This is a genomic window from Oceanimonas doudoroffii, from assembly GCF_002242685.1.
Taxonomy (GTDB): Bacteria; Pseudomonadota; Gammaproteobacteria; order Enterobacterales; family Aeromonadaceae; genus Oceanimonas; species Oceanimonas doudoroffii.
The window spans coordinates 873,050-885,195 of the sequence record NZ_NBIM01000001.1 but is presented as its reverse complement, the minus strand read 5'-3'; the positions used below and the strand labels follow the sequence as shown (position 1 = coordinate 885,195).

General features: G+C 60.2%; 12 protein-coding genes and 1 tRNA gene. 4 read left to right on the top strand and 9 right to left on the bottom strand.

Features of this window, described 5'->3' with window-relative positions:
* Positions 1-160: 160 nt before the first annotated feature.
* From asnB to B6S08_RS04060, 4 genes are all read right to left on the bottom strand, one after another.
* Complete coding sequence (gene asnB, locus B6S08_RS04075; RefSeq protein WP_094199479.1) at positions 161-1,825, bottom strand: asparagine synthase B; 1,665 nt, start codon at positions 1,823-1,825, stop codon at positions 161-163.
* Between the two features lie 188 nt (positions 1,826-2,013).
* On the bottom strand, positions 2,014-2,583 hold the full coding sequence (locus B6S08_RS04070) for a 2OG-Fe(II) oxygenase (protein ID WP_169716384.1): 570 nt from the start codon (positions 2,581-2,583) through the stop codon (positions 2,014-2,016).
* A 220-nt stretch (positions 2,584-2,803) separates the two neighbouring features.
* Positions 2,804-2,891 (bottom strand) — tRNA-Ser (locus B6S08_RS04065).
* A 152-nt stretch (positions 2,892-3,043) separates the two neighbouring features.
* A complete protein-coding gene (locus tag B6S08_RS04060; RefSeq protein WP_094199477.1) occupies positions 3,044-3,469 on the bottom strand; it encodes a YbjN domain-containing protein in 426 nt (141 codons plus the stop codon).
* A gap of 177 nt (positions 3,470-3,646) precedes the next feature.
* Between B6S08_RS04060 and B6S08_RS04055 the strand changes: the two genes are divergently transcribed.
* Together B6S08_RS04055 and B6S08_RS04050 are read left to right on the top strand one after the other, a co-directional pair.
* On the top strand, positions 3,647-4,510 hold the full coding sequence (locus B6S08_RS04055; protein ID WP_094199476.1) for a universal stress protein: 864 nt from the start codon (positions 3,647-3,649) through the stop codon (positions 4,508-4,510).
* 120 nt (positions 4,511-4,630) lie between these two features.
* Positions 4,631-6,223, top strand: coding sequence for an ABC-F family ATPase (locus B6S08_RS04050; protein ID WP_094199475.1), 1,593 nt, complete (start codon positions 4,631-4,633; stop codon positions 6,221-6,223).
* An 80-nt stretch (positions 6,224-6,303) separates the two neighbouring features.
* Here the strand turns inward: B6S08_RS04050 and B6S08_RS04045 are convergent, their stop codons facing one another.
* Positions 6,304-7,158, bottom strand: a complete 855-nt coding sequence (locus B6S08_RS04045) for a universal stress protein (protein WP_094199474.1) — start codon at positions 7,156-7,158, stop codon at positions 6,304-6,306.
* Positions 7,159-7,471: 313 nt separating this feature from the next.
* Between B6S08_RS04045 and B6S08_RS04040 the strand changes: the two genes are divergently transcribed.
* Positions 7,472-7,663, top strand: coding sequence for a hypothetical protein (locus B6S08_RS04040; protein WP_094199473.1), 192 nt, complete (start codon positions 7,472-7,474; stop codon positions 7,661-7,663).
* 36 nt (positions 7,664-7,699) lie between these two features.
* On the opposite strand, the gene B6S08_RS04035 is transcribed toward B6S08_RS04040, so the two are convergent.
* From B6S08_RS04035 to arsS, 4 genes are read right to left on the bottom strand one after another with little or no spacing between them, the layout of a single operon-like run.
* Complete coding sequence (locus B6S08_RS04035; RefSeq protein WP_094199472.1) at positions 7,700-8,515, bottom strand: sterol desaturase family protein; 816 nt, start codon at positions 8,513-8,515, stop codon at positions 7,700-7,702.
* Positions 8,499-9,125 carry a TIGR04282 family arsenosugar biosynthesis glycosyltransferase gene (locus tag B6S08_RS04030; RefSeq protein ID WP_094199471.1) on the bottom strand — a complete coding sequence of 209 codons (627 nt, stop codon included), beginning with the start codon at positions 9,123-9,125 and terminating at the stop codon, positions 8,499-8,501. The genes B6S08_RS04035 and B6S08_RS04030 overlap by 17 nt, the downstream gene beginning before the upstream one ends.
* Entirely contained in the window at positions 9,122-9,778 is a 657-nt protein-coding gene (locus B6S08_RS04025; protein ID WP_094199470.1) for a TIGR04283 family arsenosugar biosynthesis glycosyltransferase, read from the bottom strand. Before B6S08_RS04025 ends, B6S08_RS04030 begins: the two co-directional genes overlap by 4 nt.
* On the bottom strand, positions 9,775-10,746 hold the full coding sequence (arsS, locus tag B6S08_RS04020; RefSeq protein ID WP_094199469.1) for an arsenosugar biosynthesis radical SAM (seleno)protein ArsS: 972 nt from the start codon (positions 10,744-10,746) through the stop codon (positions 9,775-9,777). The genes B6S08_RS04025 and arsS overlap by 4 nt, the downstream gene beginning before the upstream one ends.
* A 170-nt stretch (positions 10,747-10,916) precedes the next feature.
* Here arsS and mtnK point away from each other — a divergent pair, with 170 nt between their 5' ends.
* Positions 10,917-12,119 carry an S-methyl-5-thioribose kinase gene (gene mtnK, locus B6S08_RS04015; RefSeq protein ID WP_094199468.1) on the top strand — a complete coding sequence of 401 codons (1,203 nt, stop codon included), beginning with the start codon at positions 10,917-10,919 and terminating at the stop codon, positions 12,117-12,119.
* The last annotated feature ends 27 nt before the right edge of the window (positions 12,120-12,146 follow it).

Genomic DNA, 12,146 nt, shown 5'->3' with positions numbered 1-12,146 from the left:
AGCCCCATGACAGGATCCGTGCGCCGAACAAAAAATTATCGAAAGTTGTGAAAACGTGATCATTCCCGTGGTGAAAAACGGGGTGGCGCTTTGTGGCGATGACAAAGCGGCCCGTCACGCTGCGGGGCGGCGTGACGGGCCGGGGTTATGGGTTCCGGGCTCAGTAAGACTGACTGTGCACGCCCTTTACCGCGCGGCCTGATGGGTCGGCCATGTTCTTCCACTGCTCGTCCCATTCCAGCGCGGTGGGAGTGGAGCAGGCCACCGAGGGGCCGCAGGGCACGCACTTGGCGGCGGAGTCCTGGGGAAAGTGGCCCTCAAAGATGGCGCGGTAGTAGTAGGCCTCTTTGCTGGTGGGGGTGTTGAGCGGAAAGCGGAACGCCGCCGTGGCCATCATCTGATCGCTCACCTGCTCTTCCACCAGCGCCTTCAGGCTGTCTATCCAGGAATAGCCGACGCCGTCGGAGAACTGCTCCTTCTGGCGCCAGGCCACTTCATGGGGCAGCAGATCTTCAAAGGCTTTCCGCAGAATGTGCTTTTCCATCTTGCCGTTGACGCACATCTTGTCGGCGGGGTTGAGGCGCATGGCCACGTCCATGAACTCCTTGTCGAGGAAGGGCACACGGGCTTCCACGCCCCAGGCGGCCATGGACTTGTTGGCACGCAGGCAGTCGAACTGGTGCAGGGCCTTGAGCTTGCGCACGGTTTCCTCGTGAAAGGCCTGGGCGTCGGGGGCCTTGTGAAAATACAGGTAGCCGCCAAAGAGCTCGTCGGAGCCCTCGCCGGAGAGTACCATCTTGATGCCCATGGCCTTGATGCGCCGGGACATCAGATACATGGGAGTGGAGGCGCGCACCGTGGTGACGTCGTAGGTTTCCAGGTGGTAGATCACCTCGCGCAGGGCATCCAGGCCTTCCTGAACCGTGTAATGCAGTTCGTGATGCACGGTGCCGAGCTGGTCCGCCACCTTGCGGGCGGCAATCAGATCCGGTGCCCCTTCCAGGCCAATGGCAAAGGAGTGCAGTCGCGGCCACCAGGCCTCACTGTTGTCGTTGTCTTCAATACGCTTGTCGGCGTACAGCTTGGCCACGGCGGACACAATGGAAGAGTCGAGGCCACCCGACAGCAATACGCCGTAGGGCACGTCGCACATCAGCTGGCGCTTCACCGCCGCCATCAGTGCCTCGCGCAGCTCAGCCACGCTGGAGGTGTTGTCCTTCACCGCATCAAAGTCTTCCCAGTCACGGTGGTAATAACGGCGGGGCTGGCCTTCCTTGCTGTAGAGCAGGTGGCCGGGAGGAAACTCGCTGATGGTTTTGCACACCGGGGTCAGCGCTTTCATCTCCGACGCGACATAGAAATTGCCTTCTTCGTCATGGCCGGTGTAGAGGGGAATAATGCCCATGTGGTCACGGCCAATCAGGTAGGCGTCGTTTTCCTCATCGTAGAGCACAAAGGCAAAGATGCCGTTGAGATCGTCGAGAAACTCCGTGCCCTTTTCCTGGTAGAGGCCGAGGATCACTTCACAGTCGGAGCGGGTCTGAAACTCAAAGCCACAGGTGAGGCCGGCTTCCAGCTCCTTGTGGTTGTAGATTTCACCGTTCACCGCCAGGGCGTGGGTACCGGCCGGGTTGAGCAGGGGCTGGGCGCCGCTGTCGAGGCCGACGATGGCCAGGCGTTCATGCACCAGAACGGCCTTGTCGTTGCTGTAAATGCCCGACCAGTCGGGGCCGCGGTGGCGCAGCAGGCGAGACAGTTCCAGCGCCCGGGAGCGCAGCGCGGCCGGATCGGACTTGAGTTCAAGAATACCGAAGATGGAGCACATGGTGGTTTTCCTTAACGAATGAGTCGAATGACTTCAGGTTGACAGAGGATGCCGTTGGTGAAAAGGAAAAATGATGAAAACTCACTATAAAACCATTCATGATTTTTTTTCGTGAATTAAAGGGGCCTTATTTGGTAAAGGATTAAAAATAAGGCCTCTAAAATGAATATTCGATAAATCCCTTTCCGCTACAGCCGCAGCGTGGGGGCGATGGGGTCATCCACGCGAAACCAGCCGGCAATGCTCAGCCGCGGCCGCCGCGCCGGCAGCACCTCGTGAGGAAAGCGCTCCGACAAAAAACACACCAGGGTGCCGCCTTCGGGCCGCACCCGGTGCAGCGGTTCGCCCCGGTCGCCATAGATCAGCAGCTCGCCGCCCTGATCGGGTTGCCAGTCGTCGTTGAGATAGAGCACCGTGGTCAGCCGGCGGTTGCTGCGGCCGCGAAAGGCGTCCAGGTGTTTCTTGTAGAAATCGCCCTGATCATAACGGGCATAGTGGCATTCATAATCCCGCAGGCCCATGAACAGCTGACGGTTAAACAGCTGCTGCAGCTCGGCCATCAAGGCCATGTAGGCCTGCTGGGGCACAGTGGTGCCGTCCAGCCAGCGGGTCTTGTCGGTGCGAATGCGTTCGTTATTGTGATGATCATGCTCCCGGCCAATGCCGGCGTGGGTGAGTTGCCAGTCGGGCAGGGCGGTAAAGTCCCGGCGCAGGGCGGCGGTTTGGCCGGGGTCGAGAAAGCCGGGAAAAATCCCCATGCCGGGGCCGGCAATGGCGGTAATGATGTCGTCAAAAACGCAAGTCGTGAGCGGCGCAGTAGTCAATGGCAAAACCCTCCTGTGGAGCGCTTATGTACACCTTCAACAACGCGGGGAACAGCGAGAAATTTTTCCCGTCAGAAAGAACAGATTAAAGAATAGTGACAAATGCCAGCAATACAAAAAACCCCGCGCATTGCTGCGCGGGGTTTAAAAATGCTGGCGGTGAAGGAGGGATTCGAACCCTCGATACGTTGCCGTATACACACTTTCCAGGCGTGCTCCTTCAGCCACTCGGACACCTCACCACATTTTTTTCGCGTTTTTATTTTTAGAGTGTTCGCTTCACTCCGTGGTGTTCCCTTGGGAACGGGGCGTAATGTACTGGCTTGCCGAAGCGGGTTCAAGCACTTTTCATCATTCGTGATTCAAGTGGTTTTTTACTGTGCATTCTGCCGGCTTAATGCACAGCGGCCGGCATTTTCTGCGGTTCGTCCTGCATCAGGTAGCCGACTTCGCCCAGCTCCTGCACCAGCTGGTGGGTGGCCATCATGGTTTGTTGCACAATCCACTGGAATTGATGCTGCTCCAGTCCGGCCTGGGTATGCAGGTAGTCGGCCACGATCAGCCGGGGCAGGTTATCATCGACGATATCCACAAAAATCTTGAGGCTGGGGTAGTTCATGTTCAGCCGGCCCAGATCGGCCACCAGACTCAGCAGGGCGGTGGGTCGAATTTCCACCTCAGTGGTGAGAATGGCGTCTTCATGCTCCACGAACAACCGGCTTTCCAGCACGCCGTCCAGCCCCTGCAGCTCGGCAAGGTGAATGCCATGACAGTTTTCGCAAATGTAGTGATCAATGTGGCCGGCAACCAGCCAGCGCATGGCGATTTCTGCTGTTAACACGTGATGTCCCGATAAAATAAAGCCAGAAGGGGCAGCATTGTAAACCAAAGCCGGTGTGCGGCAAAACCGGACGGCCTGGTTGCTTTTTATGCGAAAAAGGGGAAAGCTGCCATCAGGGCCCAAAGCGGGGCCGTGCAACACAAAAAGGGTAACAATATGAAGATATTGCTGGCAGCGGTGGATCTGGAAGCAGGCTCCCACAAGGTGGTGGCACGGGCGGCGGCCCTGGCTGCCCAATTGCAGGCCCGGTTGCATCTGGTGCATGTCATTGACGAAGCCATGGTGCTGTATGAACCCATGGTGGAAATTTCGGTACGGCGCCGGCTGCAGCAGGGGGCCACCCAGGCACTGCAGCAACTGGTTGACGCCCTGCCTGCCGGGCAGCGTGACAACATTGAGCGCCATGTGCTGCTGGGCAAGCCACCGCACACCCTGGCCCGCAAGGCCACCGAGCTGAAGGCGGATCTGCTGCTGGCCGGTCGCCATCACCTGGAGCCGGTGCAGGAGCTGTTTCTCGGCACCACGGTCGAGCGGCTGTTGCGTCACTGTACCATGCCGGTGCTGGTGGTCGGCCAGGGCGGCGATCGGCCCTATGAAAAGGTGGTGGCCGCCACCGACTTTTCCCGCAGCTCCCACCATGCCTTGCAGGCCGGACTGGCGCTGGCGCCCGAGGCCGGTGTGACCCTGGTGCATGTGTTTGAGCCGCCCATGTTGCTGGGGTTTCTGCGCCACGAGCCCATGCACACCGACAGCCTGATGGCGCATCAGCGCACCCGCATCGAGCAGGAAGTCAGGGAAGAGATGTCCCACTTCATTCCCGCCGATGATCAGGGCCGCATCAGCACCCGTATTTTGTCGGGAGAAGTGAAAAAGGCCATCACCTCCGTGGTTCACGACAGCGGCGCCCAGCTGCTGGTGCTGGGTTATCACGGTCGTCAGGGCATCAGCCGCTTGCTCATCGGCAACCTGGCCATGAGCTTTCTCAGCGCGCCTCCCTGCGATGTGCTGGTGGCCCGGTAACCCGAAAACTGATTGATTCCTGAACAACCCTTTGAACTTTCTGGCGGCCGCCGGTATCCTTGGCGGCCTTCAGGGTTCGCCTTCTGCGTTTTCCTTCTTTAACCACAGCGAGTTTGTTTCTTGATTTCCACCAATAACATCACCATGCAGTTCGGCTCCAAGCCGTTGTTTGAAAACATTTCCGTCAAGTTTGGCGACGGCAACCGCTATGGCCTTATCGGCGCCAACGGTTGCGGCAAGTCCACCTTCATGAAGATTCTGGGCGGCGACCTGGAGCCCAGCGGCGGCAACGTGAGCCTGGACGTGAACGAACGTATCGGCAAACTGCGTCAGGATCAGTTTGCCTACGAGCACGAGCGGGTGCTCGACGTGGTGATGATGGGGCATGCCGAGCTGTGGGCCGCCATGCACGAGCGCGACAGCATCTATTCCAATCTGGAAGCCAGCGACGAAGACTATATGCGTGCCGCCGAGCTGGAAGGCCTGGTGGCCGAATACGACGGTTACACCGCCGAAGCCCGGGCCGGCGAACTGCTGCTGGGCGTGGGCATTCCCCTGGAGCAGCATAACGGCCCCATGAGCGAAGTGGCGCCGGGCTGGAAACTGCGGGTGCTGCTGGCCCAGGCGCTGTTTTCCGATCCGGACGTGCTGCTGCTCGACGAGCCCACCAACAACCTGGACATCGACACCATTCGCTGGCTGGAAGGCGCGCTGAACGAGCGCAACAGCACCATGATCATCATCTCTCACGACCGCCACTTTTTGAATAGTGTCTGCACCCATATGGCGGATCTGGACTACGGCGAACTCAGGGTCTATCCGGGCAACTACGACGACTACATGCTGGCCGCCACCCAGGCTCGGGAGCGGCTGCTGGCCGACAACGCCAAGAAGAAGGCGCAAATTGCCGAGTTGCAATCGTTTGTGTCACGCTTCAGCGCCAACGCGTCAAAGGCCCGCCAGGCCACCTCTCGGGCCAAGCAGATCGACAAGATCAAGCTGGAAGAGGTCAAGGCTTCCAGCCGCCAGAATCCCTTTATTCGCTTCGAGCAGGACAAAAAGCTGTATCGCAACATTCTGGAAATGGAAGGCCTGGCCAAGGGCTATGGTGAAGCGCCCCTGTTCAAGAACCTGAGCATGATGGTGGAAGTGGGCGAGCGCATCGCCATCCTGGGTACCAACGGTATCGGTAAATCGACCCTGGTGAAAACCCTGGTGGGTGAGCTGGCACCGGACAGCGGCAATATCAAATGGTCGGAAAACGCCAGCATTGGTTACTACGCCCAGGATCACGCCGTTGATTTCGACACCGATCTCACCGTGTTTGAGTGGATGAGCCAGTGGCAACAGGAAGGGGACGACGAGCAGACCGTGCGTTCGGTGCTGGGCCGGCTGCTGTTCAGCCAGGACGACATCAAGAAAAAGGTGGGTGTACTGTCGGGCGGTGAGCAGGGGCGTATGCTGTTTGGCAAGCTGATGATGCACAAACCCAATATTCTGGTGATGGACGAACCCACCAACCACCTGGATATGGAGTCCATCGAGTCGCTGAACATGGCACTGGAAATGTATCCGGGCACCCTGATCTTCGTATCCCACGACCGGGAGTTCGTGTCGTCCCTGGCCACCCGCATCCTGGAGCTGAGTGAAAACGGCATTCGCGACTTCAGCGGCAGCTACGACGACTACCTGCGCGAGCAGGGCGTGCTCTGACCACGACTCCATCAGCGCATTCATCCGCACGAAAAAACGCCGGGCACTTGCCCGGCGTTGTTATGAGTGGCGTATGAATATCAGCGCAATACCAGCATGGGTTTGTGGGATTCCTGCAGCATCAGGTTGGTAATGCTGCCCAGCAGCCACAGGCGAATGCGGGAATGGCCGTAGGCCCCCATGACCATCAGATCGATGTTCTGCTTCTCCTGATAGGCCAGCAGGTTTTGCTTCACTTCCCCCTGCAGCAGGGCCGCGGTGGCCTGCAGGCCGGCGTCTTCAAGCCGCTGGCGTGCCGCTTCCAACTGGGTTTGCTTCTCTTCGCTGGCGCCGGCCACCATCACCACATGGCATTCCAGGCCCGTGAACAGGGGCGAGCTGGCAATGTATTCCAGCCCCTTGCGGGTGGTGTCGCTGCCGTCAAAGGCGATCATGATACGTTTGGGCTGGGCGTAGTCGCCGTCGGTCAGCAGCAGTGGCTTGTCGGTGGTGCGAATGACCTGCTCCACATGCCCACCCAGGCGCTCCGGGTTGTCGTCTTCATTGTTGCCGCGCCGGCCCAGCACCACCAGATCGGCATAATCGTCATACTGCTCCAGCACGTCCACCAGACGGCCTTCGCGAGAAATGGTGCGGGGTGCCGAGTAGCCGGCCTGCTGCACGTGCTGGCTGGCCTGGCTCAGGATCAGCTTGCTCCGCTCACTGGCCAGCTCGGCCCGCTTTTTGTCGAGATCGGCCAACTCGGCCTGAATCTTGTCCTGGGCGTTCAGGCTGGCGGCCGCCCCCATGTTATACAGCAGGGTGGGCTCTGGCTTGGGTAACACATTCAGCAGTACCAGGGAGGCAGAAAGGCGCTGTGCCGCCCAGGCCGCATAATCACACACGCAAGTGGTATGTTTGGAGCCGTCGATGCCGGCCAGTACATTGGTGCTCATTATTCGTTTCCCCTGAAATAGGTGATTGACATCAAAGGCTTGTGGGGGCTTGGCAAGCACTGTATCACAGTTCGGCAAAGAGAACAGATGGCGGCAAGGGCGGGTGGAGGCTTCATTGATTTAGAGCAAGCGGTTATGAAAATGTCCGTTCTAAATGCGTAATTCTTATTAAATTAATTGCAATAAAATCGGTGGATGCCAAGTCTAATGGATAATCGTCGGTGTCATCCGGCGCAGGGGGACTTCCCCAAAAAAATCGGGCCGGTCAGACAAGGCAGACCCAGGCTTCGATAACGTAGACAGGAGATGTACCATGAAGACGTTCACGTCAGTCATGCTTGCCGCTGTTTTCGCGCTGAGCATGGTGCCGCTTCATACCAGTGCCACCATGGCCAGTCAGCCCTTTGCCGACAACCTTGCCTCCAGGGGTGACGGAATAGATAACCGCAAGTGTATGATTATGAAAAAACAGGGTAAAAAGCTGCCCGGTTTCTGCCAGCCCTGATCCAGGCTGAAGTCATACACATAATTGCAAGGAGCCTCAAGGCTCCTTTTTAGTGCGCGAAGCCGCCCGGAACGGTTGTAGCAGCAAGGGCAACAGCCGCTGTTCGGCCGGGCCGCGAAACTGTTTCAGGCCCAGTCTCATGCCCTGGTGGCCGTCTCGAGGCTGGGCCCGGTAGCTGCCGAACAGGTGATCCCACCAGCTCAGGTTGAAACCAAAATTGCTGTCGGTTTCCGCGACATGTACGGAGTGATGCACCCGGTGCATGTCGGGGGTTACCAATACCTGTCGCAGTGCGGTATCCAGTCGTGTGGGCAGCCAAATATTGGCATGGTTGAACAGTGAAGTCGCATTGAGCAACACCTCGAACACCAACACCGCCAGGGGCGAGGCGCCCAGTGCCACTACGGCGGTCAGCTTGATGGCCATCGACAGCAATATCTCCAGCGGATGAAAGCGTACTCCTGTGGTGGCGTCGAGCTCGGTGTCGGTATGGTGCATGCGGTGCAGACGCCACAGCAGCGGTACCCGGTGAAACAACCGGTGCTGCCAGTAGATGAGACAATCCAGGGCCAGCACCGCCAGCAACAACGACAGCCAGCCGGGCAGGCCGAGCCAGGGCAACAGGCCCCAACCATGTTGCTGTGCCATCAAGGCTGCGCCCACCGCGGCCAGGGGAAACAGGGCTCGTACCAGCAGGGTGTTAAGGGTGGTCAGCAGCAGGTGCCGAAGCCAGCGCGGCCCGCGGGGCTGCTCCCGTGGGCGGCGGGGAGAGGCAGACTCCCACAGCATCAACGCCAGCAGCAGGCCAATAAAGCTGCCCAGCCGCAGCCAGGGTTCACATTCGTTCAGCATAATGGTTCATCCAGCGACCGGGCAGTTGCAACAGATCCCCCGGCTCGTCTATGTCCTGCAAGGTTTCTCCCTCGTGCCAGTGCCAGCCCAGGGCGTCAAGCCGTTGCCGAGTAAGGGAGGCAACCTGAGAAGTACTCCAGGGTATATGTTCAAACAGCGTTGGGGAAAAGCGGCGCAGCCCGAGCAGGGCATAGCCGCCGTCGCGGGTAGGATGCAGCAGCGCATCGCACCGTGCCAGCCGTGTTGCCGCCGTTTGCAGCAGATTGACACACAACTGCGGGCAGTCGGTGCCCACCAGTATCACCGCATCCTGTTGCGCCAGGCCCCGTTGTGCAGACCGAGCCATGCGGGCACCGAGATCGCCGTCGCCCTGATCACTTTGCACCAGGCCTGCGGGCAATGAAAAGGCACGCCAGTCGGAGTGGCCGGGGGCCGGGCTCATGCACAGCTCTACCGGGCCGAGCTCGGCGGCCAGGCAGTGTGTCAGGGTGCCGTCCAACATGGCTGTTGCCAGCTGCGCGGCGCCTTTGGCCCCCAGTGCCGGCTCCAGCCGGGTTTTGGCCCGGCCGGGCAGGGGCGCCTTGGCGAATACCAGAATACGGATGTTCATCGGTACAACTCCACCAGCCGGTGCGGGTCGGCCCCGCGCCAGTAGGCAAAGCGCAGCCGCCACATCAGCCAGATGGTACGCCAGACTCCATGCTGCTCCCAGCGTCGTCCCGAGGTGCACACCCGCTGGTGCAAACAGGCCGGCGCCCCCCATTGCTTGAGCCGTTTGCTGAGCTCGATGTCTTCCATCAGCGGCTGTTCGGGAAAACCACCAATCGCCTCAAAGGTATGTCTGTGCAAAAAAATGCCCTGATCCCCGGTGGCGATGCCGCTCAGGCGCGAGCGCAGGTTCATCAGCCGGGCAATCATCGCCAGCATGGGATGGCGGCCGGTCAGCCGGACGTCAAACCGGCCCCAGTGATGATGCATCAGTGCGTCGGCGATCAACTGCTCTGCCCGCGCGGGCACCAGGGTGTCGGCATGCAGAAACAGTAACTGCTCGCCGTGCGCGCCGGCCGCGCCGGCGTTCATCTGCCGGGCCCGCCCCGGGGGCGAAACGATCACTCGGGCGCCCAGCCGGGCGGCCAGTGGCGCAGTGCCGTCGCGGCTGCCGCCGTCCACCACAATGATTTCGCAGCCCTTGGGGAGCGCCGCCAGGGTGGCAGGCAGGGCGACGGCCTCGTTCAGGGTGGGAATGATAATGCTCAGGGTCATGAATGGGGCTCGTGATCCAGGGCGCCGCCGCAGCTGCTGCCCTGGCCGGCGGTGCAGCCGTGACAGTGGCCCGCCACGCGAATCGCGCAGCCTACATAATCCGCTTGCAGCAGGCTTTTCAGGTGGGGGCGACCGTCACCGGCCAGGGCCAGGCCGAGCTGCTGATTGAAATCGCAGTCGTAGAGGTAGCCTTGCCAATCCACGCTCACCAGGCTTTTGCACATCACACCGGCGAGGTTGTCGGCACTGAAGTTGTCCTTCAGCAGCTTCATGTAATCATGAAACTGCCGCTTGCTGATGAGGTAATCGCCAAAACGCTTGATGGGCATGTTGGCCAGGGCAAAAAGGTGGTTGAACTCAATGCCGAAATGGCGGTGCAGTTCAGTGCGGTAGGCGGCTTCCAGCTCGTCCTGAGGGGGAGGCAGGCTGGGCCCTTGCGGGTTGTATACCAGATTCAGCACCAGTCCTGAACCGGGCTTGCCGTAGCCCAGTGCGTTCAGCCGTTGCAGGGCAATAATGCTTTTGTCAAAGCTGCCCTTGCCGCGCTGACGATCGACGTTTTCCATGGCGTAGCAGGGCAGTGACGCGACTATTTCCACTCGGTTTTCCGCCAGGAACGCCGCCAGATCCTCGTACCCCGGTTCCAGCAATATGGTGAGATTGCAGCGGTCGATGACCTTGACCCCGAGCGCGCGCGCAGCCCGCACCAGGTTGCGAAAGCCGTCGTGCATTTCCGGGGCGCCGCCGGTCAGATCCAGGGTACCGATGCCCCTGGCCTGCAGCACCCTGGGGATCAGGGCCAGGGTGTCGGCATCCATCATTTCGGTACGGTGGGGGCCGGCGGCCACATGGCAGTGCACACACTTCATGTTGCACAGATAGCCCAGATTGACCTGCAGGGTGTCGAGGCGTTCCCGGCGCAGGGGGGGAAACGCGGTCAGATCCAGCAGCGGCAGGGTGTCTCGCATGGGTAACTCCGTTTAAACACAGCATATTTATATAGTGGCGCGGCCAGGCCGGTTTCTTACAAAAAGGTAGCAGCGGAATTAAAAAAGGCTCATATGAACCATTTTCTTTGTAAAGCCGGCATCTATAGTGGAGGCTAGCGGCAGCATCCTTATTCCGGCGGAGGAACACCATGACGGGCTATCACGAGTTTTCCCTGAACGACGCCATCGATTTTGCGCGACGTCACTATGGCGGGTTTGACGGCACTACCGCACTTGCTGTCGAAGAAATAGGAGACGGCAACCTCAACCGAGTATTTCGAGTGACCGCTACCGATGGGCGGGGGGTGATCGTCAAGCAGGCTCTGCCCTACATTCGCTGCATCGGCGAGGGCTGGCCATTGACCCGGCACCGGGCCGCGCGGGAAGCGCAGGTGCTGTTGCGCCACGGCAGGCTCAGCCCAGAGGGTACCCTGGCCCTGTTGCACCATGACGACGCGCAGTCGGCCCTGTTGCTGGAAGATCTAAGCGGCTGGCGTGTCTGGCGCCAGGCCCTGCTTGTCGGCGACAACACACGAGGGGTGGCCGCCGCCCTGGGCCGGCACCTGGCCAAGGTGCTGTATGGCACTTCCGATTTCGCCCTGCCCTCGGCGGACAAACGGGTTGAGGTGGCCCGGCTGGCCAATCCGGAATTGTGTGCGACCACCGACACGGTGTTTTTCAATGATCCTTACCAGGATCACGAGCGCAACCGGGTGCCGACCGGGCTGGAAGCCGACGCCGCCGAATTGTGGAGCGACCGGGCACTGAAGCACAAGGTCGCCGGCCTGCGGCTGCGGTTTCAGTGTGATGCTCAGGCGCTGCTGCACGGGGATCTGCATACCGGCTCGGTGTTTGTACGGGAAGGCGAATGCCGCGTGTTTGACGCCGAATTCGGCTTTTACGGCCCCATGGGCTTTGATGTGGGACTGGTCGTGGCCAACCTGTTGCTGAACTTCTGTGGCTTGCCGGGATGGCGACAGGCCAGGGCGGCGGAAGAGGCCCGTTTCGCCCGGGTGGAGGACATTCGCGCGCTGTGGAAGGGGTTTAGCGAGGCATTTGTGGCACAGGCCGGCGGTACTCAATCTCCCTTGCTGAGTGAGCCGGGATTCGTGGCCGATTTTGTGCAACGGGTATGGCAGGACACGCTGGGCTTTGCCGGCACCGAGCTGATTCGCCGTACCATAGGCGTTGCCCATGTGGCGGATCTGGATGATATTCCCGACGATAACGGCAGAGAAGCCTGTCAGCGCCGGGCGCTGTGGCTGGGCCGGCGGTTGATTATGGAGGCGACCACCCTGAGCCCTCTGGGCCTGTGCAGCTGGCTCAGACGCATGGCGGCGGAAGGGGAGTAAAGAGCCGGAATCAGCGAGAACAGGGAG

Bases quoted from the DNA above. Each gene is read 5' to 3' on its own strand.
- B6S08_RS04060 (WP_094199477.1), bottom strand. From the start codon at position 3,469: ATGCGCTGGCTGGTTGCCGGCCACATTGATCACTACATTTGCGAAAAC.
- B6S08_RS04025 (WP_094199470.1), bottom strand. From the start codon at position 9,778: ATGACCCTGAGCATTATCATTCCCACCCTGAACGAGGCCGTCGCCCTG.
- arsS (WP_094199469.1), bottom strand. From the start codon at position 10,746: ATGCGAGACACCCTGCCGCTGCTGGATCTGACCGCGTTTCCCCCCCTG.
- B6S08_RS04045 (WP_094199474.1), bottom strand. From the start codon at position 7,158: ATGAGCACCAATGTACTGGCCGGCATCGACGGCTCCAAACATACCACT.
- B6S08_RS04035 (WP_094199472.1), bottom strand. From the start codon at position 8,515: ATGCTGAACGAATGTGAACCCTGGCTGCGGCTGGGCAGCTTTATTGGC.
- B6S08_RS04070 (WP_169716384.1), bottom strand. From the start codon at position 2,583: ATGGGGATTTTTCCCGGCTTTCTCGACCCCGGCCAAACCGCCGCCCTG.
- mtnK (WP_094199468.1), top strand. From the start codon at position 10,917: ATGACGGGCTATCACGAGTTTTCCCTGAACGACGCCATCGATTTTGCG.
- asnB (WP_094199479.1), bottom strand. From the start codon at position 1,825: ATGTGCTCCATCTTCGGTATTCTTGAACTCAAGTCCGATCCGGCCGCG.
- B6S08_RS04030 (WP_094199471.1), bottom strand. From the start codon at position 9,125: ATGAACATCCGTATTCTGGTATTCGCCAAGGCGCCCCTGCCCGGCCGG.
- B6S08_RS04040 (WP_094199473.1), top strand. From the start codon at position 7,472: ATGAAGACGTTCACGTCAGTCATGCTTGCCGCTGTTTTCGCGCTGAGC.
- B6S08_RS04055 (WP_094199476.1), top strand. From the start codon at position 3,647: ATGAAGATATTGCTGGCAGCGGTGGATCTGGAAGCAGGCTCCCACAAG.